Origin of the sequence: Halobacillus sp. Marseille-Q1614 (assembly GCF_902809865.1) — a bacterium.
GTDB lineage: Bacteria > Bacillota > Bacilli > Bacillales > Halobacillaceae > Halobacillus_A.
On sequence record NZ_CADDWH010000001.1, the window covers coordinates 3,818,800 to 3,844,976 of the forward strand.

At 40.0% G+C, this 26,177-nt stretch carries 27 protein-coding genes and 1 pseudogene; 23 read left to right on the top strand and 5 right to left on the bottom strand.

Annotation, left to right across the window (positions count from 1 at the left end):
• Positions 1-41: 41 nt before the first annotated feature.
• From HUS26_RS19100 to HUS26_RS19115, 4 genes are all read left to right on the top strand, one after another.
• Positions 42-1,139: a threonine synthase gene (locus tag HUS26_RS19100; protein WP_173918618.1), complete on the top strand. Its 1,098-nt coding sequence runs from the start codon at positions 42-44 to the stop codon at positions 1,137-1,139.
• Positions 1,140-1,153: 14 nt separating this feature from the next.
• Positions 1,154-1,708, top strand: coding sequence for a GNAT family N-acetyltransferase (locus HUS26_RS19105; protein ID WP_173918619.1), 555 nt, complete (start codon positions 1,154-1,156; stop codon positions 1,706-1,708).
• A gap of 38 nt (positions 1,709-1,746) precedes the next feature.
• The gene (locus tag HUS26_RS19110) at positions 1,747-2,217 is read left to right on the top strand and encodes a thioesterase family protein (RefSeq protein WP_173918620.1); all 471 of its coding nucleotides are present in this window, start codon (positions 1,747-1,749) and stop codon (positions 2,215-2,217) included.
• 116 nt (positions 2,218-2,333) lie between these two features.
• Positions 2,334-2,768: a hypothetical protein gene (locus HUS26_RS19115; RefSeq protein ID WP_173918621.1), complete on the top strand. Its 435-nt coding sequence runs from the start codon at positions 2,334-2,336 to the stop codon at positions 2,766-2,768.
• A 102-nt stretch (positions 2,769-2,870) separates the two neighbouring features.
• Here HUS26_RS19115 and HUS26_RS19120 read toward each other — a convergent pair whose 3' ends face one another.
• The 3 genes from HUS26_RS19120 to HUS26_RS19130 all read right to left on the bottom strand — a co-directional run bounded on the left by HUS26_RS19120 (position 2,871) and on the right by HUS26_RS19130 (position 4,405).
• Positions 2,871-3,227: a multidrug efflux SMR transporter gene (locus HUS26_RS19120; RefSeq protein ID WP_173918622.1), complete on the bottom strand. Its 357-nt coding sequence runs from the start codon at positions 3,225-3,227 to the stop codon at positions 2,871-2,873.
• Between the two features lie 17 nt (positions 3,228-3,244).
• On the bottom strand, positions 3,245-3,565 hold the full coding sequence (locus tag HUS26_RS19125) for a multidrug efflux SMR transporter (RefSeq protein ID WP_173918623.1): 321 nt from the start codon (positions 3,563-3,565) through the stop codon (positions 3,245-3,247).
• Between the two features lie 378 nt (positions 3,566-3,943).
• Complete coding sequence (locus HUS26_RS19130; RefSeq protein WP_173918624.1) at positions 3,944-4,405, bottom strand: hypothetical protein; 462 nt, start codon at positions 4,403-4,405, stop codon at positions 3,944-3,946.
• Positions 4,406-4,748: 343 nt separating this feature from the next.
• Between HUS26_RS19130 and HUS26_RS19135 the strand changes: the two genes are divergently transcribed.
• From HUS26_RS19135 to HUS26_RS19185, 11 genes and pseudogenes are all read left to right on the top strand, one after another.
• Positions 4,749-5,192: a cell wall hydrolase gene (locus tag HUS26_RS19135; RefSeq protein ID WP_173918625.1), complete on the top strand. Its 444-nt coding sequence runs from the start codon at positions 4,749-4,751 to the stop codon at positions 5,190-5,192.
• A 312-nt stretch (positions 5,193-5,504) separates the two neighbouring features.
• Positions 5,505-6,545 (top strand): zinc-binding dehydrogenase, encoded by a 1,041-nt coding sequence (locus tag HUS26_RS19140; RefSeq protein WP_173918626.1) that lies wholly within the window; start codon positions 5,505-5,507, stop codon positions 6,543-6,545.
• A 368-nt stretch (positions 6,546-6,913) separates the two neighbouring features.
• The gene (locus HUS26_RS19145; RefSeq protein WP_173918627.1) at positions 6,914-7,393 is read left to right on the top strand and encodes a DUF2975 domain-containing protein; all 480 of its coding nucleotides are present in this window, start codon (positions 6,914-6,916) and stop codon (positions 7,391-7,393) included.
• A gap of 10 nt (positions 7,394-7,403) precedes the next feature.
• Positions 7,404-7,625, top strand: coding sequence for a helix-turn-helix transcriptional regulator (locus HUS26_RS19150; protein WP_173918628.1), 222 nt, complete (start codon positions 7,404-7,406; stop codon positions 7,623-7,625).
• Positions 7,626-7,710: 85 nt separating this feature from the next.
• Entirely contained in the window at positions 7,711-8,511 is an 801-nt protein-coding gene (locus tag HUS26_RS19155) for a DUF817 domain-containing protein (RefSeq protein ID WP_173918629.1), read from the top strand.
• 114 nt (positions 8,512-8,625) lie between these two features.
• Positions 8,626-9,273 (top strand): 5,6-dimethylbenzimidazole synthase, encoded by a 648-nt coding sequence (gene bluB / locus HUS26_RS19160; protein WP_173918630.1) that lies wholly within the window; start codon positions 8,626-8,628, stop codon positions 9,271-9,273.
• Positions 9,274-9,439: 166 nt separating this feature from the next.
• Complete coding sequence (locus HUS26_RS19165; RefSeq protein WP_173918631.1) at positions 9,440-9,883, top strand: N-acetyltransferase; 444 nt, start codon at positions 9,440-9,442, stop codon at positions 9,881-9,883.
• Between the two features lie 126 nt (positions 9,884-10,009).
• Entirely contained in the window at positions 10,010-10,387 is a 378-nt protein-coding gene (locus tag HUS26_RS19170; protein WP_173918632.1) for an enoyl-CoA hydratase, read from the top strand.
• 209 nt (positions 10,388-10,596) lie between these two features.
• Complete coding sequence (locus HUS26_RS19175; protein ID WP_173918633.1) at positions 10,597-11,049, top strand: MarR family winged helix-turn-helix transcriptional regulator; 453 nt, start codon at positions 10,597-10,599, stop codon at positions 11,047-11,049.
• Positions 11,050-11,068: 19 nt separating this feature from the next.
• Positions 11,069-11,587, top strand: a complete 519-nt coding sequence (locus HUS26_RS19180) for a GNAT family N-acetyltransferase (protein WP_173918634.1) — start codon at positions 11,069-11,071, stop codon at positions 11,585-11,587.
• Between the two features lie 24 nt (positions 11,588-11,611).
• Positions 11,612-12,225: pseudogene (locus tag HUS26_RS19185) on the top strand (FMN-binding negative transcriptional regulator).
• A 150-nt stretch (positions 12,226-12,375) separates the two neighbouring features.
• Here HUS26_RS19185 and HUS26_RS19190 read toward each other — a convergent pair.
• The gene (locus HUS26_RS19190; RefSeq protein WP_173918635.1) at positions 12,376-13,731 is read right to left on the bottom strand and encodes a D-serine ammonia-lyase; all 1,356 of its coding nucleotides are present in this window, start codon (positions 13,729-13,731) and stop codon (positions 12,376-12,378) included.
• 424 nt (positions 13,732-14,155) lie between these two features.
• On the opposite strand from HUS26_RS19190, the gene HUS26_RS19195 reads away from it, so the two are divergent.
• Together HUS26_RS19195 and HUS26_RS19200 are read left to right on the top strand one after the other, a co-directional pair.
• Positions 14,156-15,628 carry a flavin monoamine oxidase family protein gene (locus HUS26_RS19195; RefSeq protein WP_173918636.1) on the top strand — a complete coding sequence of 491 codons (1,473 nt, stop codon included), beginning with the start codon at positions 14,156-14,158 and terminating at the stop codon, positions 15,626-15,628.
• A gap of 237 nt (positions 15,629-15,865) precedes the next feature.
• Entirely contained in the window at positions 15,866-16,525 is a 660-nt protein-coding gene (locus tag HUS26_RS19200; protein WP_173918637.1) for a peroxiredoxin, read from the top strand.
• 98 nt (positions 16,526-16,623) lie between these two features.
• On the opposite strand, the gene HUS26_RS19205 is transcribed toward HUS26_RS19200, so the two are convergent.
• On the bottom strand, positions 16,624-18,048 hold the full coding sequence (locus HUS26_RS19205) for a sorbosone dehydrogenase family protein (protein ID WP_173918638.1): 1,425 nt from the start codon (positions 18,046-18,048) through the stop codon (positions 16,624-16,626).
• Positions 18,049-18,399: 351 nt separating this feature from the next.
• On the opposite strand from HUS26_RS19205, the gene HUS26_RS19210 reads away from it, so the two are divergent.
• The 6 genes from HUS26_RS19210 to HUS26_RS19235 all read left to right on the top strand — a co-directional run bounded on the left by HUS26_RS19210 (position 18,400) and on the right by HUS26_RS19235 (position 26,003).
• Positions 18,400-18,957, top strand: coding sequence for a hypothetical protein (locus HUS26_RS19210; protein WP_173918639.1), 558 nt, complete (start codon positions 18,400-18,402; stop codon positions 18,955-18,957).
• 338 nt (positions 18,958-19,295) lie between these two features.
• A complete protein-coding gene (locus tag HUS26_RS19215; RefSeq protein ID WP_173918640.1) occupies positions 19,296-20,087 on the top strand; it encodes a DUF2935 domain-containing protein in 792 nt (263 codons plus the stop codon).
• A 724-nt stretch (positions 20,088-20,811) separates the two neighbouring features.
• A complete protein-coding gene (locus tag HUS26_RS19220; protein WP_173918641.1) occupies positions 20,812-22,158 on the top strand; it encodes an aspartate aminotransferase family protein in 1,347 nt (448 codons plus the stop codon).
• A 22-nt stretch (positions 22,159-22,180) separates the two neighbouring features.
• Positions 22,181-23,788: an amidohydrolase gene (locus HUS26_RS19225; RefSeq protein WP_173918642.1), complete on the top strand. Its 1,608-nt coding sequence runs from the start codon at positions 22,181-22,183 to the stop codon at positions 23,786-23,788.
• 19 nt (positions 23,789-23,807) lie between these two features.
• Positions 23,808-25,253 carry a sodium:solute symporter gene (locus HUS26_RS19230; RefSeq protein ID WP_173918643.1) on the top strand — a complete coding sequence of 482 codons (1,446 nt, stop codon included), beginning with the start codon at positions 23,808-23,810 and terminating at the stop codon, positions 25,251-25,253.
• A 273-nt stretch (positions 25,254-25,526) separates the two neighbouring features.
• A complete protein-coding gene (locus HUS26_RS19235; protein ID WP_217424739.1) occupies positions 25,527-26,003 on the top strand; it encodes an AAA family ATPase in 477 nt (158 codons plus the stop codon).
• Positions 26,004-26,177 lie beyond the last annotated feature (174 nt).

Genomic DNA, 26,177 nt, shown 5'->3' on the forward strand with positions numbered 1-26,177 from the left:
GATAGTTTTATTTATAATCATACTCGGGGCAGGTGTTGTAAATGAACGAGCAGTACCAATGTCATTTTTGTGGAATAACATATGATGTCACAGCACACATCTGGAAGTGCACGTGTGGCGGCGTACTAAACCTTGTAAAAGAAAAGGTTTCTTTTGCTAGGACTGAAATTCGCGAGAGTACGCCTTCTATGTGCCGGTATATGGAGGCCATGCCCGTTCAATCGGACACCTTGAAAGAGATCACGATGGGAGAAGGCGGCACACCTTTAATTCCTCTAGATCCTCAAAACCCAAATGTTCAGGTGAAAGTTGATTATATGATGCCCACTTTATCCTTTAAAGACCGCGGGGCAGCTGTGTTGATAGCCAAAGCCAAGGAGTGGGGAGTGAAAAATGTTATCGCCGACAGCAGCGGGAATGCCGGGACATCCATTGCCGCTTATGCAAAGCGGGCGAATATAGCTTGCGAAATTTTTCTTGGAAAAGGGACGTCCCCTAAGAAAATCGCTCAGGTGAAAGCTCATGGCGCGAATGTCCGGGAAGTGGACGGCTCACGAGAAGATGTGGCAGAAGCGGCACAAAGGGCAGTTTTGGAGGAAGGGAAATTTTATGCCAGCCATGTGTATAATCCCTTTTTCTATGAAGGCACAAAAACATACGCTTACGAAATTTGGGAGCAGCTGAATGATGCACCGGATACCCTCATCCTTCCTGTTGGAAACGGTACTTTGCTGCTTGGCGCTTACTTTGGATTTAAAGAGCTGCTGGACAACAGGCTGATCCACAAAATGCCGAACTTTGTCGCGATCCAAGCAGAAAATTGTGCACCGCTGGCCCAGGCCTTCAAAAGCCAAAAGAAGCGGGCAGAACCCGTCCAAAACCTGGGCACACTGGCGGAAGGAATAGCGATTGCCAAGCCGGCAAGAGGCGCTCAAATCTTAGAGGTAATCCATGAGACAAACGGGGAGATCATTACAGCAAATGAGCAGGAGATCGACAAGGCGCGTGCAGCATTAGCAGACAAAGGCTTTTATGTAGAGCCGACAACAGCGGCTAACTATGCAGGCTATTTAAAATATAATCGCTCATCTGAGGAAAAAGTGATGATTCCATTATGCGGAGCCGGGATAAAGGTGTAAGAGGAGAGAGCAATATGAAAATCAAGCCAAAAGAGTATAAAGTACGTCACTTATCTTATATTCTCCGATCCGCAGAAGAAGCAGATGCAAAAAGCATTTCCGAGATAAGACTGCTAATCGACGGGGAAACCGAAAATTTAGACAGAGAAAAAGGAGAAGCTTACATAGACGAACAAGGATTTAAAGAAATCATCAGACGTGATACAGAGACAATAAACCATTTATTTTTAGCAGCAGAAGTTGATGGAAGAATTGCTGGCTTTGCAAGGTGTGAAGGTAATCACTTGAGAAGAACCGCACATAAAGTAGAGTTTGGGGTTGGCGTGTTGAAGGATTTCTGGGGATACGGAATAGGAAAGAACTTGTTAAAAGAAGCGATCAGCTGGGCTGACTCCGCTAATATAAAGAAGATAACATTGAGTGTGCTTGAAACGAATGAAAAAGCGGTACAGCTTTATAAAAGTCTTGGGTTTGAAGTGGAAGGAACGTTAAAAAAGGACAAACAGCTGTCTGACGGAAAATACTACGATACAATATTAATGGCCAGGTTCACCCCTGGATTCAACTAGCTTAGAGGCTGTTCTAATGAGGTATAAGGAGGATTCACATGAACGCACCCTTTCCATTTATTAAATCCGTGCCTTCAGAGTGGGTAGACTATAACGGCCACATGAATGACGCCGAATACAACCGTGCCTTTAGCCAGGCGACCGATGCTTTTATTGATTACATCGGACTTCATGAAGAAGCGCGCACTGCGTGGAAGTATACAGTCTTTACTTTAGAGACTCATACTTGCTACCTGCAGGAAATGAAAGAAGGAGCTCAGTTCGAAATCGTCCCGCAGATCCTTGATTACGATGCGAAGCGCATGCATCTCTTTCTATCTATGAAAAATCAAGCAGGTGAAGTCGTCGCTACATTAGAAGAAATGCTGATGGGCATTGATCAAAACGAGGGACGCGGTGCACCATTTCCTGAACTTGTCGCCGCTGCCATTGCTGAAATCTATCAAAACGACAGCGCTTACGAAGCACCAGACCAGGCAGGCCGGACAATCGGAATACGAAGGAAATAACGAAGAAAAGGGCAAGCAGCTTTAGCTGCTTGTCCTTTTTTTGTATTGGAAACAATTACGCGGCACCAGTCATACCTTATTCTAATGGAACAATTTAAGTAACGGTGGTGAAGGAAATGAAAAGATTCTTAGGTTATTTATTTATGACTATTTTCATAAGTGCTTTAGTCTTCTACGGATATAAAATCCCCCTGGACATAAAAGAAAACATGAGCTTTGAAGCTCCGATCCATGTTTTTACTATCTTAACTGCAATTTTCCCTGTAATTATTGGAGTCCTGATGCGTCTGCCGAAATTAATTATAGAAATAAGAGGAACGACGAGGTTGGGCTTCGATTGGATCAAGCTTCTAGCTATTGGAGGACCAGCACTCTACATCTCTCAGATGCTGATTCTTTATTTCTATACTCCTTTTGGCCACATCCTTCCATTTGGAGGGACGCTGGTGAATACGGATACACCGATAGCAGCGGTTGCAGGTGTTGTTTTTGGCTATGTTTTACTAGATAGTTTGAAAATGAGACGGAAAAAGAGAACAGTGATTCGTTAAGGGATAATATCCAGCGCAGGTAACGGTAGCCGAATAGGTGAAAAACGAAAAATCAATAAGAGTCACCGTCCTGAACTTTAACAGCAGAAATTCAGGACTTTTTTAATTGTTGGATACTGCCCTTTTCTCTTCCGTTACTGGAGCCTTCGATGAATTCAGAAGCACAATCCCGGCAACGATCAACGCGATCCCAGAGAATTTCAGCAGGTCCATCGCTTCTCCCCAAAAGAAAATCCCAATCATAACACTAAGCGCTGCACCAGCACCAGACCAAATCGCATACGCCAGACTTAACGGGATTATCCTTAATGCCAGCGACAGCAGATAAAAGGAGAAGAGATAACCGGCCACGACTCCAATCGACGGCAGCAAAACACTGAAGCCGTCAGACACCTTCAGCATCGCCGTGGCAAATACTTCAGCCGTAATGGCAATCGCTAATATCATAAATCGATTCATAAAAATCATCCTCCCATCTAATGGCCGCCGGATACATTCAGCAAAATCACGCCCATAATAATCACAGCCAGACCGAGTGCTTTTTGAACGTTCATTTTTTCTTTAAATATCCAAATCCCAATAGCTGCCGTCAGTGCCGTCCCAAGCCCGGCCCATAACGCGTACACTGTTCCAAGCGCCAGGGTCTTTAAAGACAGCGATAATAAATAAAACGCAGCCCCGTAGCCGGCGACTACTCCAAGGGTGGCCGGCAGTTTACGAAAACCATCTGACAGCTTTAACATCGTACTGCCAAAAACTTCGCCGAGAACGGCAAACAAAAGAAATACAAAAGCCATATTTTTCACCTCTTTGTGGTTAGAAGCTGGTTATACAAAAAAATTGTATTGGGCTGTTTCCCGGAAAAGATATTGTTTATGCAGGAGAATTTAGAAGAGGACTTAGGGACTAGCTTAATTTAAAAGTTAAACAGCAGCAAAAATAGATTTGGAAAGAATTCAATAATAAAAAGCGAGCTCTGATCATCTGCTGAGCTCGCTTTTTCTAAAGGTAATGGACAGGGTGATTAAAGCAGTGAACATGGTTCACCCGCAATAAAAAGGCGTTGCCCTCAACTAAAGGGCAACGCCTTAATTATTTAAACAATAGAGATGTGAGTATATCAAAATAAGGTTACTGTACCGCATCAGCTGCAGGCTGCAATTGGATCACGATATTTATCCTTCTGAGTCAACTTCTTGTTTCAGTTGATTTAAACTATCTGAAGTCGACTGCACCCATTCCTTCATTTTCTCTACATCAGGTTCATCCTTTTTAGCTTCATCAATTAGGGGATAAAGGCTTTCCTCCGTTTCCGTATATCGATCAGGATACTGTTCTTCCACATCTTTTTCAATTTGGTCCCAACCTTCCTCAAGGGCTTCTCCCTGTTCATTGATTGTGTTGACGTCAGCGTCCTCTTCTAAGTTGGTCCCCAATTCCTCAACGGATTGAATGACCGAATCCACTCCGGCGCTTAGTTCATTACCTTCTCCTTCATCAGCATTTTCTTCCGTATTCTCACCAGCATTCTCCTCTGCAGGTTCATCTGCTGACTCTTCTGGTGTTTCGTCAGTCCCACAGGAACCTAATATCAGCCCAAGAACTAAGATTAAGGTGAGGGAATAAAATTTTTTCATTTAAATTCCTCCTTTAAACTAGAATTCACTGTGATGATTCCCATTATCATCCAGATGAAAACGAGGTCAATGGTACTAATCACTAAATGAACAAACAAATAGATCATGATTTAACAGAGCAAGGAATTAAGGTCCATTAAGTTAAGGAGTTATTAATTTTTCCAAATGATATATTGTTAGTAATATAAAAGCAAGAGCATGCTGAAGAGTGAGGAGACAGCGATATAAACAGGGGAAATACAGCTCCATTACTTGATGGGGGAGGATAGCTTTGGAACCGATCATTAATTATTTAATGACATGAATGCAGGCTTTTTTCATACAATATATTTGGGGTGAAAATATGCCAAGAGTAAAGTATACAGATTCAGACGTTGCCTTAATGGCCAGGATGATGAGAGCGGAAGCTGAAGGTGAAGGAAAACAAGGAATGTTGTATGTCGGAAATGTCATTGTTAATCGGGCGAAAGCGGATTGTTTAGACTTTAGAGATGTAAGAACCATTCCACAAGTCATTTTTCAAGTGCAGGGAAACAATTATTCCTTTGAAGCTGTTCAAAAGGGGAATGTTTTTTACAACAGGGCGAGATCTGTAGAGAAAAGATTAGCAAGACAAAATTTGGAGTATTGGAGAGAACACCCAGCGAAATATGCTCTTTGGTATTTCAATCCATATGCTCCATGTCCTCCAACATGGTACGGTCAGCCTTTTTCCGGTCAGTTTAAAAATCATTGTTATTATGAACCAGCAGCTGGAACATGTGCAAGTGTTTATATAGGAGGTTAATCTTACTCTTTGGCGTTTTTTTCGTTAAATCAACATCGCGGTTTTTAGGGCAAATCCGTAATAAAGGGTTTGTCTTTTTTGTTTTTAAATGGGCCATAAAGAAATGGGGAAGACTTAAATCCAGCTCTTTCTGGATTTTATAGGCTTAAAGTTCGTACGATTTATTTATGCAGTTTGAATCTTAACTTATGATGCAAAACAGTATATGATGAAAATAGAAAGAAGAGGCATAATAAAGAAGGAATTTGGCTCTTTTCTGAACACTGAACAGATTAATAAAAAAGATATAAATAAAAGAAAGGGGACGACTTTATGAGAGCAGTACAAGTAACAGGATATGGGGATGTTGATAAGTTAGAACTAGTGGAAACACCAATACCTGAACCTAAAGAAAAGGAAGTACTCGTAAAGGTCAAGGCTTGTGCAATTAATAATACGGAAATCTGGATGAGAGAAGGGGCCTACGGTACCGGCTCTAAATCAGGGTGGCGGCCAGAAGGAGTCCAGTTTCCACGTACACCTGGGTCGGACATAACAGGGGAAATAGTAAAAGTTGGAGATCAAGTAGAGGAATCTATGATGGGGAAAGATGTTGTTTTATTCCCTTTTACGTCTATTGGAAAAGAAGGATTCGAACATATTTCTGAGGATATGTCTTTTATAGGCTCAGAATACGACGGGGGCTATGCTGAATATGTGGTCTGGCCTGCTGATCTTTGTTTTGATATGCCCCTCGCCAGTTATTCAGAAAGTGCGGTTTTCTCAGTAAGCGGGTTAACGGCTTGGCATATGGTCAAACAAATTCAAGTGCAGCCTGGAGAGACGGTTATAGTAACAGGAGCAAATGGGGGAGTTGGATCTTTAAATGTTCAAATTGCTTCTAAGGTCTTTGGGGCTAAGGTTATTGCGGTTATCGGCGACTTAAATGGTGAGGAAAAAATGAAAGAATTAGGAGCTGCCCATGTACTATCCTATAAATCCGACAGCCTTGCAGAAGAAATTTTAGAAATGAATGGTGGACCAGTCGATTCTGTGCTGGATGTTGTAGGAGATGCTTTGTTCGCGACATCTCTTCAGGTTCTGAAGAAAGGCGGCAAGTTCTGTATTTCAGGATCTGCTGGCGGCCAGAAGACAAATCTTGATTTTAGAACGTTGTATTTAAAACATATTACCATGTATGGATCTGTGTTAGGCACGAGGGCAGAGTTTAAAGATATGCTTAAAGCGATTTCTGAAGGGAAAATAAAGCCAGTCATTGATAAGACTTTTCCTTTAGAAAAAGCAAAAGAAGCTCAAGTTTATTTTAAAAATAAAGGAAAGCTGGGTAAAATTTTATTACTTCCTGAAGAATGATTCAATAAGTTTAAAGGTAAAAGAGGCAGACACTCAAAAGGTGGCTCGGATTTCTGAAAAAGAAAACGAACTACATAAATGTTTCGTTTCAGAAATTGAATGCCTTTAAAGGTGTGTTTCAAGCATCAGTTGACCTTTCACTTGGTTCCTTGCATTTTTAAGAGCTTAACCCCGGGAAGAAGCCAATAGAACAAGAGAGAAAAACAAGCTGAGCATTTCTCAAAAATGAGGAATGCTTTTTATTTTTCTCTTCAACGAATTAATTCTTTATCAATAAATATATTTATTAAAACAACAATTATTTATTGTTAAGCGATAAATAATGTCATATAATCATAATGAACAATAACTAAGTGAGGTGCTTTTTTATGAAACGGGAAACTCTCTTCTTAAAGATCGTAGTGTTTCTTATGGCAATCCCCGTTCTTGCTTTGTGTATATTTTTGTTACCTGGGATCGCTGAATTTTTTGCAGAATTAAATCCAAGTTTAGATTTTTTGCAATATCCCTTTTTAATCGGGTTGTATGTAACAGCGATCGTATTTTTCGCTGCCTTGAACCAGACCTTTAAACTTTTAAGCTATATTGACAAGAATGAAGCTTTCTCGGAATTATCGGTAAGAGCTTTGAAGAATATCAAATACTGTGCCATCATCATTAGTGCCTTATATGTTGTATTTATGCCCCTCTTATATCTCATGGCAGAGGTAGACGATGCCCCAGGTATTATCTTAATCGGAATGGTCATTATTTTTGGCTGTCTGGTGGTTACAGTCTTTGCGGCGGTTCTTCAAAAGCTGTTAAAGAGTGCCATAGATATAAAATCGGAAAATGATTTAACGGTCTGAGGTGAATAACATGGCGATTATAATCAATATTGATGTAATGCTGGCTAAAAGGAAAATGAGCGTGACAGAGCTTTCGGAGAGGGTCGGAATAACGATGGCTAATCTTTCTATACTGAAAAATGGAAAGGCGAAAGCGATTCGTTTTTCAACCTTAGAAGCGATTTGCAAGGCATTAGAATGCCAGCCTGGGGATATTTTGGAGTACAAACACGAGGAAGACTCTCGTGAATAATCCTAAATAGGAGGTGTTCGAATGCCTTCTTTACATAACAGCACGACTTCCATATATTCTGATAAAAACTTTGGAGGCACCAATCATGAATGCACTAAAACAACTCGTTCATTTTGGCTGGGAGCAGGCCTTATCCTGTTTGTTTCCTGTCGTTATTTTTGCCTCCCTGGCGTTGACACAAATCATACCTCTTCCCATCCTGCCACGGTATGACTGGCTGCTCATCATTTTCCTTCTGATGCAGTGGTGGATGGTACGTGCGGGACTTGAAACCCTGGATGAACTGAAGGTGATTACATTGTTTCACTTGATTGGACTTGCTCTTGAGATTTACAAGGTGCATATGGGCTCCTGGTCGTATCCGGAAGAAGGATATTCAAAAATTTTCGGAGTCCCTTTATATAGTGGATTCATGTACGCAAGTGTAGCGAGTTATCTTTGCCAGGCGTGGAGGAGATTGAAGGTTGAACTGATGAAGTGGCCGCCATTTTGGGTAGTGGTGCCGCTTGCAGCCGCCATTTATCTGAACTTTTTCACCCACCATTTTTGGGTGGATGTGCGATGGTGGTTATCTGGACTTGTCATTATTGTGTTTTGGCCATCATGGGTTAAGTACGAGGTGAAAGGCACCCATTACCGTATGCCACTCGCGCTTTCTTTTGTCCTCATCGGATTTTTTATATGGATTGCTGAAAATATCGCCACCTTCTTTGGAGCCTGGGAATATCCAAACCAAGCCGATGCCTGGAGTCTTGTTCATCTAGGAAAAGTGAGTTCATGGCTCTTATTAGTGATTGTCAGCTTTCTTATAGTGGCGACGCTAAAGCAGGTTAAGGGAGAACGTTCAACCAGGGGAAGTGTGGCCGTCAAATATTATAACGGTTAAAGCACGTTCAAAAACGAACGTGCTTTTTGTTTTTGAAGATTGTGCTTTTCCCCCCTTTTTGAAATAATTGGGGCAGTTTAAAGTCTTATTAAGGGTTAGAGGGAGAGAAATTTTATGTTTTCTAATGAAGAAAGAGATGCGATGTACAAAGTTATTTATAATAGGAGAGATATACGAAGTTTTTTACCAACTCCTATTCCTGAAACCACCATTAAAAAAATACTAAATGCAGCTCATCATGCCCCCTCCGTAGGATTTATGCAGCCTTGGAATTTTATTTTAATTTCATCTGGCGAAATGAAAGAAAAATTAGCTTGGGCAGCAGAAAAAGAAAGGCGGGCATTGGCTATTCATTATGAAGATGAAAAAGAAACAAAATTCCTCAGTCTAAAAGTTGAAGGACTCAAGGAAGCGCCGATAACTATTTGTGTTACATGTGATCCCACACGAGGAGGTTCCCATGTATTAGGACGAAATTCCATACCTGAAACAGATATGTTATCGACAGCCTGTGCTATCCAAAATATGTGGTTAGCCGCTTGTGCTGAAGGACTTGCAATGGGATGGGTGAGCTTTTATAAAAAGAATGATGTTCGAGATATTCTCGAAATCCCGCCACATATTGACCCTATTGCTCTAATATCTATTGGATACACGGATGATTATCCTAAAAAGCCTATCTTAGAATCAGCCAATTGGGAAAAAAGGCGATCTTTAGAAAACCTTATCTTCGAAAATAAATGGGGAAAGAATAATCACTAATAGAAAATTTACAAGATCTTGGCAGCGAATGTTCAAGAGTAAGTCGCGATGCTGGAATAAGAATTGTGCTCTTAATCAGGCATTTAATGGAACAGTGTTAGTGGTGATAGTATTTTCACCTCAATAAAATGTTGAATAAATTGATATTAAAGGGGAGAGAGCTTGAATGGAAGTATATCAAGCTGCGATTGAAGATTTAGAAGGAGTATCAAATTTATTTAATTTGTATCGTGTCTTTTATCAGCAACCATCAGATATAGAAGGTGCTAAGACTTACATAAAAAATCGTATGGATAACAAGGATTCTGTAATTTTTGTTGTTAAAGAAAAAAATAAGTACCTGGGATTTACTCAACTATATCCTGTATTTTCATCAATATCTATGAAAAGAGCATGGATATTAAATGACTTGTATGTAGATTCAGAAGCCAGAAAACAAGGAATAGGAGAACTGCTCCTACATAAAGCAAAAGATTACGCAATTGAAACAGGAGCAAACAGTATTAGTCTGAGTACATCGCCGGATAATGATTCGGCTCAAAGACTTTATGAAAAAAATGGATACATACGTGATTCACAATTTTATTATTATGAATTAAGTTTGACTTAAAAGGCGCAATTCCAAACGGGGATTCACACCTTTTCTGTAAGGAGATAGGTTGAGGATTTACTATCGTTTTGAAATAATTGGAATTAAGGAATCGGGCAGGTTAGAAATTCAAAGGGAGAGATTAGCTTGAGTTTAAAAGCTGGGGATATCATTAGTTTTGAACGCACATTCACAAAAGAAGATGTTGAAATGTTTACAAAAGTATCCTTGGATGAGGGAGATCACCATATGACCCCTGATGAACAGGGGAGGCTTGTCATTCAAGGGCTGCTGACGGCTACGCTGCCAACAAAAATTGGCGGAGAGAATAATGTCCTGGCTCGCACGATGAATTTTGAGTTTTTGAGACCCGTTTTTACAGAAGATACCATCAAATGTGATGTAACGGTAGAGACGTATGAAAAGCTGGAGAATAATAGAATATCTTTTGGAGCTTCATTCCTTTGCGCTAATCAAGAGGGAAAACCAGTATTGAAAGGAAGCTTTGCGGGAGTCATATTATAAAATGATTTCCGCTTGAAGATGATCTCTGTCATTCAGGGATCATCTTTTTTAAGATCCACTGCCCTCTGTAATTATATTAATATCACGCCCTGGCCACAAAAATTACCATTGATGTTTTTTTATTGCAAGTACAACAAAAATTAAGTTAAAATGAATATGCGCTACTTTTTGTTGCATTTGCAATAAAAATACAGACTAAGGAGTTCATTATGAAGGAAATACTTCGTGAAATTGGAATGATAGCCAGGGCATTAGATTCTATTAGTAATCTAGAGTTCAAAGAATATGACCTTACCCGCGGTCAGTATTTGTATCTTGTACGAATTTGTGAAAAACCAGGAATCATTCAAGAAAAGGTAGCTGAGATGATAAAAGTAGATCGAACAACAGCAGCTCGCGCTATAAAAAAACTTGAAATGAATGGCTTTATTGAGAAGAAAGAGGACGAACATAACAAAAAAATAAAAAGGCTCTTTCCAACAGAGAAAGGGAAAAAGGTTTTTCCTTTTATTAAAAGAGAAAATGATCATTCCAATGCTGTTGCCTTAGAGGGTTTATCCGAAGGAGAAATAGAAACTATTTTCGATCTTCTTCAAAAAGTCAGAAATAATATAGAAAAAGACTGGGAATTTGTGAAAAAAGGAAACAAGAGAATTTATTGAGAAGGAGCGGCCTATTTAAATGACTATACATATAAAAAAGTGTACTCTTGAAGATTTACACACTCTTCAAGAAATGAGTTATGAAACATTTAAAGAGACATTTAAGCATCAGAATACAGCAGAAAATATGATCGCCTATCTGGAAAAGTCATTTAACTTACATCAAGTAGAAAAAGAATTATCCACCCATTCATCGCAATTCTTTTTTGTTTATTTTAATCATGAAGCCGCTGGATATTTAAAGGTTAATACTGATGATGCCCAGACTGAAAAAATGGGTGATGAAGCACTCGAGATCGAGAGGATTTATATAATAAACAAATTTCAAAAACATGGACTGGGTAAATATCTGCTGAATAAAGCTATGGAAATTGCGGCGGAACGTAATAAAAAGAAAGTCTGGCTGGGCGTATGGGAAGAAAATGAGAATGCTATTGCTTTTTACAAGAAAATGGGGTTTGTTCAAACAGGAAAGCACTCTTTTTATATGGGGGACGAAGAACAAACGGACTTAATAATGACCAAAACACTTATATAATTTCTCAAAAAAGGTGGATGAGTGATGTATATCCCGAAGTATTTTAAAATGAATGAGGAAGAAGTCTATGATTTTATCGAAACCTATGGATTTGCGACTTTATTCTCACAGCATAATGGAGAACCGTGCGCGACACATCTTCCCCTGATGGTAAACAAACCTGAAAATGCTTTATATGGTCATTTTGCGCGTCCTAACGAACAATGGAAGGATGCTGAAAACGGGCAGGTGCTTGCAGTTTTTCAAGGTCCCCACTGTTATATTTCACCTTCTTGGTATGAAACTACTAAAGCCGTACCTACTTGGAATTATGTGTCTGTTCATTTATATGGAAAGATGGAGATTGTCGAAGATAGAAAAGTAATATTCGATTCTTTACATGACTTGGTAACTAAATATGAAAGCTCTGATAGTACATACAATTTAAATGATGTTGAACCCAGCTTTATGGAAGGAATGAGTAAAGGAATTGTAGCGTTCAGAATAAAAATCACAAAAATTGAAGCAAAAGCTAAATTAAGTAAAATCATCCTGTGGAACGACAAGATTTAATTATTAAGAATCTGGAAAACACTTCACAACAGGATAATATACAAATAGCCTCTCTTATGAAGAAAAACCTGCAAAAACGCAAATAAAAGTCATTCCTGATTAAACTAACTGGGGCGATTGCAGCATAAAGGGTCGCCCTTATTACATAAAAATGGACAGGATGATCTATCAGAAGGGGGATTAATATCAAATAAAAAACACGGGGGTCCACTTAATCCCCCCGTGTTACAAATCTTCTATTTCTCTAACGCTAATTTCAACCCTTTTTGGTAATATTGTGTCATGATTTCTTCAGGAACCATGCTTCCTCCAGTACCCCAAACAATATGTGTACCCTTGCTCATCTTTTCCGTTAAACGATGCTTCTGTAAATAATCGGTGCCCTCATTACATAATTTACTTGGTCCGATCATGCCTGCTAGTGCAGAAGGTTCTAAATGGATCCCCTCTGTATCCACTAGTTCTTTTAGCAACTTATACAACTGTTCATCGCTGACTGTATAATTACCGCTTAAAAAAGGTTCGATAATTTTACCTACAAAGCCGGATGGCCTTCCTACAGCAAGTCCATCCGCCTCTGTTCTATTATCGATACCAACATCTTGTACAGAAACCTTATCATGAAGTCCGGTCATTAAACCGAGTAACATACATGGTGAGTGGGTAGGCTCTGCAAAGAAACAATGAACATGGTCTTGATACAATAATTTCAAACCAAAAGCTACGCCTCCAGGACCACCGCCTACTCCACATGGAAGATAAACAAACAAAGGATGGTCTTCATCGATTGTTATCTCCAACTCTTCTAATTGTTTCTTCAATCGAGAGGCAGCCACGGCATATCCTAAAAATAGGTCGTGAGAATTCTCATCATCTATAAAATAACATGTCGGGTCACTAGCGGCTTGAATTCGGCCTTCCTCTACTGCTTTACTATAATCATCCTCATATTCAATAACTTTGACATTTTTGCTTCTAAGCAAGTCTTTTTTCCACTGCTTTGCATCAGCTGACATATGAACAGACACCTGAAAACCTAACCTTGCACTGATAATGCCAATACTAAGTCCTAAATTCCCAGTCGAGCCTACTGCGATTGAATATTGTGAAAAGAAAGTTCGAAACCTATCACTATCTAAAATTGAATAATCATCTTGAACTGTTAACAATTGATGGTGAAAAGCTAATTCTTCTGCATGTTTGAGAATTTCATAAATCCCGCCTCTTGCTTTAATAGATCCTGAAATAGGAAGGTGACTATCACATTTTAGTAATAATTCCCCTGATATAGGTTGTTGATCATTCAGTTCTAAGGACTGCTTCATGGAAGGAACCCTCACCAAAGGAGATTCTATGATACCATTCATTTCTTTTGTTTCAGGGAAAACCTTGGCGATATATGGAGCAAACCGTTTCAATCTTTCTTCTGCATCCCTTACATCCTCTTGAGTAAGGGGAGATTTGGTAATTCCCGTTTGAAACCTTTCGATATGAGGATTGATCCAAAATACTTCCTCCATCGAAATGAGCTTGTTTAGTAAAGGATACTGGTCTTTCCATGTTTGTATATCTTTGCTCTCCATCTCCTTCATTTATCTGAGCCTCCTAAAGCGCTGAAGAAGCTATTAGCTTCTGGCAGATTGTTCAACTATTTGGCGGAAATAGAAAAATAAAAAAACCTTAGAGGAGCGTGTTTACCTTTTCATATTTCCTTGTTCATCTAAGGAAGAGAAACCCTTGCCTATCCCTTTCAAAATCGTCTCTGTTTAAAAATATAGGATGGAATTCCGATATTTATATTAAAAGTCCAACATTAAGGTTACGCTGGGACTCATAGTGTTTGCGATAAATTCCTTATATATAATCCTACCATAATATTAACTTCTAAAAATGATCAGCTATGCCACGCTCCTCTTCTTTCTGCTTTTCTGATCAGAATCTGTTAAAACAATGGGCACCATTAATCATTTCCCTTTTGATATCCACATATTGTAAAAGAGAAGGCGGGTGTTGATAATGAGGGAACAAGAGGAATTTTCTTTGCAATATCCAGATGATATGCTCTCGATCATACGGTATGGGCTGGATGAGACGTCCTCTCCTAAACGGGTAATCATTATTGGAGGGGGGATGGCCGGCCTTACAGCTGCCTCCCTTCTTAAACAAGCCGGTCACCAGGTTATTATTTTGGAAGGAAACAATCGGATTGGCGGAAGAGTTTATACAATTAGAGAGCCATTCAGTCCAGGAAATTATTTAGATATGGGGGCTATGAGAATTCCGGATAATCACTCGTTAGTGATGGAATATATCAATAGGTTTCAGCTTCCGGTCCACACGTTTAATAATTCTTCTCCTGAGGATTTGATTTTCGTTAATAACGTTTTAACGACAAGAAAGGAATATGAAGAAAATCCTGATATCTTAAATTTTCCGGTAGATGAGGATGAGAAAGGGAAGACGGCCCTTGAACTGCTTATAGAAGCCACTCAGCCTTTTCTCGATCTCTACGAAAAAAGTTCGCCTGAAGAACGGGAGCAATTAGAAGATGAATACGGCAAATACTCGATTGGAGATTTTCTGCATTATAACCCTCTTGGGAAGCCCCTTTCCCTTAGTGCGATCAGAAGCATTGGCGTGATGTTAGGCCTGGAAGGATTCCCGAACTTTTCTTTTGTCGATATCTTAACGGATATTATTTATCCGATCTTTAGTAAAACAGTGAAATTTTTAGAGATAGAGGGTGGGAATGATTACCTGCCGAGGGCTTTCTTGCAGCAGCTTTATGCAAATATTTATTTAAATCAGAAGGTGGAACGGATTTACCAGACACAGGAAGGGGTGCGAATCCAGACGAGAAATCCTCAAAATAAGAAAGTGAATTATTTTTATGGGGATTATGCGATTGTAACAGTTCCATTCTCCGTCTTTCAATTCATCGATGTCGTGCCCTATGATTCAATTCCCTTTAAGAAATGGCAGATCATCCGCGAATTAACCAATGTGCCCGCTGCTAAAATTGGCATTGAATTCAAAAGCCGGTTCTGGGAAAGAAACCAAGTAGGAAATGCGGTATCTGATCGGACCACCCAATTTTCATACGTGCCTAGTCATGGAATCGGTGCTAAAGGACCTGCGGTTATGCTGGCCAGCTATGGCTGGGGGGAGGATGCTCTTTTATGGGCGAGCGCACCTCCTGAAGTCATGATTCGAGAAGTATTAAAAGACTTGTCGAAAATTTATGGAGATATCGTGTATAAGGAATATATACAGACTGTGGCCTTTAATTGGACTCTCAACCCTTTTTCAGCCGGGTGCTTTACTCTCTTTACACCTGGCCAGGGCAAGGAGTTTTCTGAAATCATACGGCGTCCTGAAGGGAGACTCCATTTTGCCGGAGAGCATACCTCTTCCTTTCATGGCTGGATTGAAGGAGCAATTGAATCAGGAATACGCACTGCTTATGAGGTCAACTCCCGGGATTCATAAGGAGGAGAAGAGCGTATTAGAAATATAACTATGAGCGAAGGAGAACTGGCAATTTATAAGGGTTCTATCTTGTTGTAAGAATGAGACAGAAACTCTCTGTTCGTTTCTGCCCCTTATTTGGCTTCCTCTCTTTTGATGAGGGACTTTAGTTTCATTCCCTTGATATGGCGGATTTATGTTTCATCGATTGTGGTATGTATAATTATGTAAGATATATTTCCAAAGGAGGTAGTGAAGATGGACGAAGCAAAAGTCGAAGAGCCAAAAAGCACAATGCCTCGAATTGGGGATCAAGCACCGGACTTTGAAGCACCCACCAGCCAAGGGAATATCAGGCTGCGTGATTATCAAGGGAAATGGATCGTCTTATTTTCGCATCCATCGGATTTTACACCCGTTTGTACGACAGAGTTTGTCGGGTTTCAAGAAATCTATCCGGAATTGAAAAAGCTGAACACAGAACTCCTCGGATTAAGTGTAGACAGCGTACCTTCTCACATCGCCTGGATCCGCAGCATTGAAGAGAACTTCAATACATCGATTGAATTCCCAGTTATTGCTGATCTGGATAAAGCGGTCGCCATGAAATATGGAATGATCATGCCAGGCGAAAGTCAGGTGGAGACAAGCCGCGCGGTTTTTGTGATCGATGACAAGAAAAAAATCCGGTCCATCATCTATTATCCACTGACAACCGGAAGAAATATGGATGAAATCTTAAGACTGGTGAAAGCACTGCAAACAACAGATGAACATGGAGTCGCAACTCCTGCAAACTGGCAGGAAGGAGATCAAGCTGTTCTTTCCCCGCCGAAGTCACAGGAGGAAGCGGCACAGAGGGCACAGGAAGAAGGCATCGAGTACATTGACTGGTACATTTCAAAAAAAGATATTTAAAGATGAGCAAGACTATCTTTAATAGGATAGTCTTGTTTTATGTTCGATGGAGAACAAATGGAGGAGTCGGGAGTTTTGAAGCGCCACCTTGATCATCATTAAACGTATGAAGATTCAATTTCAAAAATAGTACCTTGGTTAAAATCAGTCACTTTCATAGAGCCATATACCCCTAAATATAGTCGGGTTTGGTCTAGGTTCGTTCCCAGATTAACGTAATAAGCAGATTGAGACCCAAAATTATAATCGGTTTCAATAATACTAAAATCATTTAGTTTACCATCTAATCTTACCCTGGTATAAGCTAAAACCCCTTTAGCCGGAGTTTCAGATTCTTCCTTCCGGGCAAGGTCGGTAAACACAACGCTTCCCGTTAAAGCGGGGATGCCTTTTCCCATATATGGCTGGACTCCTGTCAGTGCAGTTCCCCCAAACTTATCGGGGCGGGGATCTTTATGGAAATAACTAGTTAAAGGCTGAATCCGCCTCACTGAAGTTTCAATGGCTTCATTGTAATAAGCCATCGTTTTCTCATCCAAATTCGGATTTGCAGGGCAGTCCCTTATAATCGAAGAAGGAAAAGGACCTTCCCATCCTCGCCAACCAAAGTTAATAAATCCTTCCTGGTCAGGTTCAGATTCCGTTAAAGAAGCTTGAACAAGCTGAGTAACAGGTATTGGCTTATAATGAACGAATGAAAAAATCGATTCTACCAAATGCTGCCCAACATTTCCCGCATATTTTATATACTGATTATAATACCTTTGAAATGAAATCCCCGGGATATTGCGAACCCCTTTGGCAATGACCGTAAGTGTTTCCTGAATAGGTACGGGTAGTTCATTAAAACGTGTGACTACGGGTGGATGATAGATAGATGTATGTTTAACTACATCAATTTCAATGATTTTACCCGCGATTTCCATTTCGTCCTGGCTTAAATTAAAAGGATCATAGCCTGATCCACCATCTCCGGTTGATAAAACAAGTTTTCCTGTTTCAGGTGAGAAGTTTAAGCTGTTAAAACCATTATGATTGAAAAATGGTCTTCTTAAGTTAAGTAATGTGCGTCTTATTTGAGGTTGGCCATTCGATGGTAAAATCCATTCTTCAACGGTGTCCATATGATCATATTGAGTATCCCTATTTGTCCACCTTAGGTTTAAAGTTTTGGGATCACACGGGTCAGGATTAAAAGATTCAGAAAGAGCACCTGGACCTTGTGTTCCAGCTGCTGAATAATGAAGATAAAACAAACCGTTATTATAAAATTCTGGATGAAACGCTAGCCCCAGCAATCCTCGCTCATCATATCCACCACCAGAAACACCTAGTTTTATGATTCGAGGGCGAATATCTAAAAACGTCCTAATCTCCCCGTTCCCTATGTAAAAGATTTCTCCTACCTGAGTTGCAATAAATAACCTTTCCATGGAGTCACCCGGAAGTATAGCTGTTTTCAAGACAGTAGGTAAATTTATCCTATTTACAATAGGACGTAATCGAACCTTAACTTTTCTCAACTAACTTTACACTCCTTCTAATGGTTTTCTTTTATAAGAATATGATGAGAACAGTTCTAATAGTACCAATGAGGGCTGCAGAAGCTTCAAGGCTTGCACCATTATCCGTACCAGAGTAAAGCCATTTTCATTCATTCCAGCGGCCCCCATACTGCAAAGGACCCGCATAATGACTTCCTTGGTTGTTCATGAAAATAAAATGTATCAACTACACGTATGTAAACATATCCGTGAGATGCCACTATCTCGGTACAGTATTAGGAAAATGTTTAGAAAAGGGACAACTTAATCTTCAATAATTTCCAGCATAAACTCCTTTCTCACTGCATTTACCTATTATGGGGGTGTCAGATGCGGTCATTTTTCAAAAAAGTATTATGGGAAGAGGAGTTAACTCCGGCTATTGACAGTTATTCTAAGACAATGCGGCTTGTAGTTGGTGCCCTATTAGGTTCAATCGCCTTTATTTTTCAATCTGCGGGGATTTTCTCTGGTATGGGTTATATACTGAGCATGATGAGCACTGGTCCTCTTGTGCTGGCTAGCTTATTGGCACTCAGAATAGGGATAATGACTTATTTCGTCACCCTATTTTTATTGGCAATGTTCCAGCCAAGTGAGCTATTGGTGTTCCTCTTTACCACAGGATTATTAGGAATCAGTTTAGGTATTGGTCTTAAGTATTTAAAGAGAGGTATTTTTATTCTTCCATTTGCAGCTTCATGTTTAACATTAGGTATAAGTATTTTATTATATGGATTTAAATTTTCTATACTGGGACCGTCGGTAACCTCTCACTTTAATAGTATGGTTATTTTAGGGACATTTGCTTTTTCCTTAGTGTATAGCTGGATTTGGAAAAAATTAAGTATCTCTGCTTTCAAAGTCCTAAACAAGGTTTTATTCTAGACGATTGTCTTATTGGAAATAAGGTTTACCTTTGAAAGAAGCAGTTAGAGATAACTGCTTCTTCTTTATTCATATAATTTAATCTTTAATGAAATTGATTTCTTATTTAATGAAAGGGTGCTAAAGGAAAAGAATTTCGTTGTAGGTATTTCAATTTCAAGTCTTCCACATAAGGGGGTGATTATGTAATAAGCGTCGTTTCCTTACATAATCCAGACTCGGATTAGTGAACCGCATTTTAAAGATCTGTTGTGGAATTAGTGAAATAATGCCAGGTTCTTTCAAATATAATTAGCGCATATAATCTCTTCGGTGAAAACTTTCTGGGGGGGAATTATATGGCTAGTCCATTTGTAGCTCGTTCATTGGATGAAATCCGTTTCTGGTCTAGGATTATGAAAGAGCACGCCTTATTTCTAAGTCTCGGATTTAACTTTGGCGATACGAAATTAATCCAAGAGGCACAGCAGTTTATTGATTTGTTTGAACGAGTTGAACAACAATTAAGTCAATTCAATGTAAACTCTGACCCTCAACAAATCGCAGCTTTTAATAATCAAGTATATCAAGCCGCTTATTCTATTTGGGCCTATAAGCGAAAAGTCCTTGGATTGACGCTGCGATGTGAAATAAGGTCCAACAATTATCCTCTATTACTAGACCATACGAGTCGGGAGGCCGCTTATTTTGCTGAACGGTTGAAAGAATTAAATGAAGGGAAATTGGAACCAACTCCTGCTAGAATTATAAAAGAGAACGTGTTCTTCTTAAGAATAATGGCGGATCATTCTAAATTTATAGGTCATCTACTCGATCCATCTGAAAGAAAATTGGTTGACCAAGCGAGAGAATTTAGTCACGATTTTGATCAACTAGTTTTTCAGGCAACCGACTTAGATTCAATGCGTCCTCAGTCAGAAACTCAACCAATTTTAAATCATTTCCTTGATGAAAATCGGGTTTCAGTAGTTGCTCTTCGAGACTTTAAGAAAGCAGCAAAAGAATTGATTGAAGAATGTAGGGTCAAAAGCAATATCCATCCTCTTTTAGCTGACCACGTTTTCCGTGAAGCAGAAAGGTTCCTTCATATTATAGATATGTTTGAGGCCAGCCTTACTGCCAATAAATAAACAATTTAATAAAATGCCAAGGATTGCAAAATAAAGATGACGAGGACCGCTACAATCAATAGAGTGTTAGTTTGTTTTCAACACTTAGCCCATAAGGAAGTCTACCGATCAACTCAAAGCTGTAAATCTGGTTCACACCTAAAACCAAGAATAATATAAAGTAATCCAACCATTAAAAAAATACCTTAGAAACATTGATTTCAATTTATAACCTTAAAGGCGCAGCTAAATAATTGGCATTGCGTCTTTTTATGTTAGGAAAGGTTGAGCAATTATTTTTGTTTTGAAATAACTTTGAACAAAGTCAGAGGGTTGCTATTTATTGATAAATAATAAGAAATGAGGTAGATGAATGGAAGGGGATCACATCTTCAGCTCCATATCTTTCTACATAAAGCTTTTTTCCTAGAATCTTAACAAGGTATAGGTTTCCATTACCTTTCTACTCGAATACAGGACACGTGCTAAACGAATTCAAAACTTTAGGGACTTAATGAGATGTCTGCAAAACATGCATTGATTTAAAAGTGTAATATTGTTAAAATTAAAAAAATTCAAATATTATTGTGACATAACTGTATATTCTAATTGACTCTGCTAATCTAATGCAGCGCATCCCATTAGAAATAAAACCAGTATTTGCTCGAGAGAAAAGTATAAAGGTTTATACTCTTATTTCTTGTGCACAATACTGGTTTTTTAATAAGAAAATGGAGGTCGTAACTTGGAACATCTTATTGATTTGGATCGAAAGCATTTTCTGCACCCTACCTCTTCTATCCAGCAGCAGCAAAAGCAGGGGGCAAAATTAATCGTAGATAAGGGGGAGGGGATATATTTAACAGATATTCATGGAAACACATTCATCGATGCGATGTCTTCTCTATGGAATGTACATATCGGACATGGAAGAGAGGAACTGGCAGAAGCAGCAGCTGACCAAATGAAGAAATTAGCGTTTAGCTCAGCGTTTTCTACATTCAGTCATGAGCCGGGGATTCGCTTAGCTGAGAAGATTGCCTCGATTTCTCCTGATCGTATGAACACGGTGTTCTTCACTTCAGGCGGCTCTGAGTCTAATGACACAGCTATTAAGCTGGTACGTCATTATTGGAAAATACAAGGGCAGCCGGGCCGCAGGAAAATCATTGCTTTAAAACGGGCGTATCATGGAGTAGCTGCTGCTTCTACCAGTGCTACAGGTATTCAGGAGTTTTGGGATATGGCGGGTCACATCATGAACGACTTTGTTCATGCCGAAACTTCTTATCAAAGGACAACAAAGGAAGCGGCTGCCTCCCTTCGGCAAAAAATTGAAGAAGAGGGACCGGAAACAATCGCAGCTTTTATAGCGGAACCGGTTCAAGGGGCTGGCGGGGTGTTGATGCCATCAGAAGGTTACTTCAGGGAGGTTCGAAAGCTGTGTGATGAATATGGGATCTTATTTATAGCTGATGAGGTGATCACTGGATTTGGCCGAACGGGAGAAATGTTTGGTTTGGATAACTGGGGAGTGATTCCAGATGTCATGACGTTTGCAAAGGGAGTAACAAGCGGCTATATGCCGCTTGGCGGAGTAGTCATTTCCGATAAGATTCATGAAGTGCTAATCGCTCATTCAAAAGGAACCTTATTCCATGGGTTTACATATAGCGGTCATCCAACGGCCGCAGCTGTTGGTCTTAAAAATATTGAATTAATAGAAGAAGAAAGGCTTATTGAGAATTCAAGGAAAATGGGCGTGAAATTATTAGAAGGCTTTAAGGAAATGAGGAAACGGCTCGAAATCGTCGGTGATGTAAGGGCTCTTGGTTTGCTGGGAGCTGTGGAGCTCGTAAAGAACCCTGAAACGAATGAAAGCTTTGCAAAACATCTGCACGTGGCTCCTAGAGTTATTGAAGAACTGCACAAACGAGGGGTCATTTGCAGGGCGGTTACTTATGAACAAAGTGACATTATTTGTTTCGCCCCGCCGTTAATCATTAAGGAAGATCAAATAAGCGAAATTCTAGATCGATTATATGATTCTATTTTGACTGTACAAAAAGAATTGCAGAGTCAGGCCCGATAGAAGGGAGCAGGAGGTCGTCGTAATGAATGGAGCAGATTTAATTTTTTTAAATGGACATGTACTTACGATGGATGATGATTTACCTTCAGCAAGCGCTGTCGCTGTGAATAATGGAAGGATTGTGTATGTAGGTGATCGAGACAATGTATTCAATTGGAAGGGTGAGAACACGGAGATCGTTGATTTGCAGGGCAAAACCCTGATGCCTGGTTTTATAGAGAGCCATATCCATCCTGCTGTTTATGCGGCTTCTTTATTAGAAGTCGATTGTAAGCCAGAGGCTGCTCCATCGATACAGGACTTGTTGGATAAGGTTAAGGAAAAAGCAGCGGTTACCCCAGAAAATCATTGGATCGTAGGCTGGGGCTTTGATGATAGCAAACTGGAAGAAAGACGTAACCCCACCCGCTTTGATTTAGATGAGGCGGCCCCCGATCATCCTGTCGTGCTGAAACGAACTTGTGCTCATATGGCCGTTGCCAATTCAAAAGCTTTTGAGTTAAGTGGGATCACAGAAGCAACGGCAAACCCTCAAGGAGGGCATTTGGAGCGGGACCAAGCCGGCTCTTTGACAGGATTATTACAAGAGAAAGCGCAAGGCCTTCTAAAAACCCCTCCATACAGCCGGGAAGATATGGTCAAGGGAATGAAACTGGCCCAAACAAAGCTGGCATCCTGGGGAATTACGACGGTCCATGATATGTCGACCCAAACAGAGGATCTTCAACTCTATCAATATTTATTAGAGCAGGATGAATTGAGCGTTCGAGTGCGGCCGTGGATGTGGGCGATTGATCAAAATGGTTTCAACGGTTCTATGGAAGAGGTTTTAAAAGTTGGAGTAAGAAGCGGCTTTGGAAACGATCAATTAAAAATCCAAGGATTAAAATTTATGCTCGATGGCAGTATTGGGGGCAAAACCGCGGCTGTTTCCGATCCTTATCTAGGAACCGAAGAAACAGGTATTCTTTATAACACAGTCGAGGAGATGGCCCCTCTTATGAAAAGAGGGATTGAATCAGGGATGCGGATTGCGATCCATGCCATTGGCGATCGTGCCATTGATGTGGCGATTCATTCTTTTTTGGAAACTAGTAAAACTGAAAATATAGCGGATATGCGTAATCGGATCGAGCATTGTATTTTCCCTTCGAAAACTCATATGGAAAAAATGAAAGAACTGGGATTGATGGCTGCCTCATCGATAGGTTTTATGTATCACATTGGAGACAACTATGTAAAAAAATTAGGGGAAGAGCGTATGAAACAATCATTTCCTCATAAGTCGTTTAAAGAGTTTGGGATTCCAGCTCCCGGTAATTCTGATTTGCCTATTACGGATGGAAACCCGTGGTTTGGAATTTACAGTGCCGTTACAAGAAAGACTCATAGTGGACAACTTATTGATGAAGAAGAAAGCATAAGTGTATGGGAGGCATTAAAAGCCTACACCACATATGCAGCTTATAGTTCTTTTGAAGAAAACATATTGGGGGTGATCAAACCTCAAGCTTATGCCGACCTGATGGTGGTTTCGGATCATCCCATGGAAATGAAGGAAGAAGAACTGCTGAGGATTCAAACGGAAAGAACGTATGTGGCGGGAAAGTTAATTTACAGCAAATCATAAAAAGGGGAAGGGTGAATGTATGTTTAGTAACCAACAAGAGTTGATTTTAATTTCGATCATAGGGATTTATTTTGTTTTCTTATTCGCACTATCACTAGTTATTAACAGGAACATTAAAACATATGACGATTATAATGTTGCCGGCCGTTCGACTAAACTTATGCCTCTTATCTTGACATTTGTAGGCACGGCTATAGGCGGGTCGATCTTGCTCGGTTACATGACAAATGGGTATACCGATGGAATGGGGCAGCAGTGGCTCGCTATTGGGTTTACCTTAACTTCGATCGTGATTGCAGCTTTTTTATTAAAGCGCATTCGTTTACTTGGCGAGAAATATAACATGGTCACATTAGGCGACTTTACCGCTTTGCGCTATGGAGAAGGGGCCAGGGTGCCGACAGTGATTAGTATTCTTTGTGCTTATTCTGCCATAACAGGCATGCAGTTTGTCGCCATAGCTACCATTTTAAAGCTGACCATAGGATTAGGAATGACCACAGGAATAGTCATCAGCTGGGTGCTGTTAACATTGAAGACGTACTTTGGCGGACTCAAATCGGTTATGGTGCAGGATGCTATTCATGGCACTATACAAACGGTTGGTATTTTCTTTTTGTTCATTGTTGTACTGTTTTTGGTCGGAGATTGGGGTTCACTTGCAGAAAATGCTAGAGGGGCAGAAGGCGGAAATATGCTGAGCATCTTCAACATCAGCCCTTCGGAATTTTGGGTTTATATGCTTACGATAGGGGCTTATCAATTCGTAAGGCAGGATTTGTGGCAGCGTTTTTGGGCAGCAAAGGACATCAAAACGGCCAGTACTGGTTTTTGGGCGGCCATTGTCCTCGGTTTTTTGACAGCCTCTATAACGATCGTGATTGGATTTCTAGGTCGATATGGGTTGAATATGACTAATATTGATCCAACGTTAATTTATTATGAAATTATAGGGCTGGTTTTGCCATTTCCATTAGTTATTATCATGCTGATTGCCTTATTAGCTACCGTTATTTCTTGTGCCGATTCATTTTTCCTTGCCGCGTCTTCCTCCATTGTAAATGATATTATCAAACCGAGAATAGGGAACATTAGGGATCAAAAGATGTTAACCTACAGCAGGATGTCCGTAGTCATTGTGTCGATCATATCCTTACTGCTGGCTCTCTATATCCCTCAACTTGTCACGCTGTGGATCACTGGAACGGCCATGCTCGTTTCTGGTCTGCTGGCTCCGGTATTATTCGGGTTATTCTGGAAGCGGACAACTAAAATGGCGGGGCTCTCTGCCATGTGGGCAGGACTGATTGTTGCAGTATTTTGGCAGGCTGCAGGACATCCCTACGGTTTACATCCGGTTTTCATCGGATTACCTTTATCCATTATCATCCTTGTTGGAGTAACTTTATTATCTAAGCGTGAAAATGAAAATGCGATGTATGAAGAGTTAAAGAAGTCTGGTTAATCTCTTCGCTGAACCAATGGATAAATGGCGTCTCATGTAGTGATCTTGGTTATCTAAAAAGAAAAGGTATCCACCCTTCCTGCGTTACTGACCATACCAGTTTTTTCATCAACCACAATGACGGGTAGTTCTTAAGCTAGGAACAAATCTATGGCATTCGGCCACGAATATTTAAGTTCATATTGTTAAATTGTGAGTAATGTACTTAAGTGAACAGGTTAGGTTCCTTCAAGACTATTGTGTATTTATTATAGAAAAGGAGATGGTATTTACATGGCAACCCTCCATTTAATGGTCGGTCTCCCCTGTAGTGGTAAGACTACCCTTGCAAGGGAACTTGAAAAAAAATATTCCGCACTTCGACTTACTCCCGATGAATGGCATACGCGATTAGGTCATGATTTCGGGTGTAATATGACGGATTCGGATGAGGCCGTACACAGTGCTAGACACGAAGCAGTGGAATCTTTGATGTGGGATGTTGCAGATAGAGTTTTAGTTCTTGGTGTAGATGTTATTCTTGATTTTGGATTCTGGGCTAAAAGTGAGCGGGACGAGTTTCGTTCTCGTGCAAAGGAACTGGGAGCTGACTTTAAAATCCATTTTAATGATCTATCAGAAGAGGAGTTATTGGAACGTTTACGAATTAGAAATGCTAAGAAACCAGATTCGACTATTGTTATTCCCGAAGCTAAACTTAAAGAGTGGATACAAATCTTTGAGCCCCCTTCGCCAGAGGAGCTTGAGTAATAATTGAAAATATAGTATATGGGGGCGATTGTTCTATATGGACGATCGCTTTTTCACTAACGTAGCTTTTTAGATTAAGATAGAATGGCTTCAAATGATACCTTAGCCTCAAAAGGTAATACTGTTTTGTTACTGAATAAAGGAATAGGATTATCTTTGTTAAGTTTGATCTTA

Excerpts from the sequence above, each read along its gene's own strand:
- HUS26_RS19100 (WP_173918618.1), top strand. The coding sequence starts at position 42 with ATGAACGAGCAGTACCAATGTCATTTTTGTGGAATAACATATGATGTC.
- HUS26_RS19105 (WP_173918619.1), top strand. The coding sequence starts at position 1,154 with ATGAAAATCAAGCCAAAAGAGTATAAAGTACGTCACTTATCTTATATT.
- HUS26_RS19110 (WP_173918620.1), top strand. The coding sequence starts at position 1,747 with ATGAACGCACCCTTTCCATTTATTAAATCCGTGCCTTCAGAGTGGGTA.
- HUS26_RS19115 (WP_173918621.1), top strand. The coding sequence starts at position 2,334 with ATGAAAAGATTCTTAGGTTATTTATTTATGACTATTTTCATAAGTGCT.
- HUS26_RS19120 (WP_173918622.1), bottom strand. The coding sequence starts at position 3,227 with ATGAATCGATTTATGATATTAGCGATTGCCATTACGGCTGAAGTATTT.
- HUS26_RS19125 (WP_173918623.1), bottom strand. The coding sequence starts at position 3,565 with ATGGCTTTTGTATTTCTTTTGTTTGCCGTTCTCGGCGAAGTTTTTGGC.
- HUS26_RS19130 (WP_173918624.1), bottom strand. The coding sequence starts at position 4,405 with ATGAAAAAATTTTATTCCCTCACCTTAATCTTAGTTCTTGGGCTGATA.
- HUS26_RS19135 (WP_173918625.1), top strand. The coding sequence starts at position 4,749 with ATGCCAAGAGTAAAGTATACAGATTCAGACGTTGCCTTAATGGCCAGG.
- HUS26_RS19140 (WP_173918626.1), top strand. The coding sequence starts at position 5,505 with ATGAGAGCAGTACAAGTAACAGGATATGGGGATGTTGATAAGTTAGAA.
- HUS26_RS19145 (WP_173918627.1), top strand. The coding sequence starts at position 6,914 with ATGAAACGGGAAACTCTCTTCTTAAAGATCGTAGTGTTTCTTATGGCA.
- HUS26_RS19150 (WP_173918628.1), top strand. The coding sequence starts at position 7,404 with ATGGCGATTATAATCAATATTGATGTAATGCTGGCTAAAAGGAAAATG.
- HUS26_RS19155 (WP_173918629.1), top strand. The coding sequence starts at position 7,711 with ATGAATGCACTAAAACAACTCGTTCATTTTGGCTGGGAGCAGGCCTTA.
- bluB (WP_173918630.1), top strand. The coding sequence starts at position 8,626 with ATGTTTTCTAATGAAGAAAGAGATGCGATGTACAAAGTTATTTATAAT.
- HUS26_RS19165 (WP_173918631.1), top strand. The coding sequence starts at position 9,440 with ATGGAAGTATATCAAGCTGCGATTGAAGATTTAGAAGGAGTATCAAAT.
- HUS26_RS19175 (WP_173918633.1), top strand. The coding sequence starts at position 10,597 with ATGAAGGAAATACTTCGTGAAATTGGAATGATAGCCAGGGCATTAGAT.
- HUS26_RS19180 (WP_173918634.1), top strand. The coding sequence starts at position 11,069 with ATGACTATACATATAAAAAAGTGTACTCTTGAAGATTTACACACTCTT.
- HUS26_RS19190 (WP_173918635.1), bottom strand. The coding sequence starts at position 13,731 with ATGAAGGAGATGGAGAGCAAAGATATACAAACATGGAAAGACCAGTAT.
- HUS26_RS19195 (WP_173918636.1), top strand. The coding sequence starts at position 14,156 with ATGAGGGAACAAGAGGAATTTTCTTTGCAATATCCAGATGATATGCTC.
- HUS26_RS19200 (WP_173918637.1), top strand. The coding sequence starts at position 15,866 with ATGGACGAAGCAAAAGTCGAAGAGCCAAAAAGCACAATGCCTCGAATT.
- HUS26_RS19210 (WP_173918639.1), top strand. The coding sequence starts at position 18,400 with ATGCGGTCATTTTTCAAAAAAGTATTATGGGAAGAGGAGTTAACTCCG.
- HUS26_RS19215 (WP_173918640.1), top strand. The coding sequence starts at position 19,296 with ATGGCTAGTCCATTTGTAGCTCGTTCATTGGATGAAATCCGTTTCTGG.
- HUS26_RS19225 (WP_173918642.1), top strand. The coding sequence starts at position 22,181 with ATGAATGGAGCAGATTTAATTTTTTTAAATGGACATGTACTTACGATG.
- HUS26_RS19230 (WP_173918643.1), top strand. The coding sequence starts at position 23,808 with ATGTTTAGTAACCAACAAGAGTTGATTTTAATTTCGATCATAGGGATT.
- HUS26_RS19235 (WP_217424739.1), top strand. The coding sequence starts at position 25,527 with ATGGCAACCCTCCATTTAATGGTCGGTCTCCCCTGTAGTGGTAAGACT.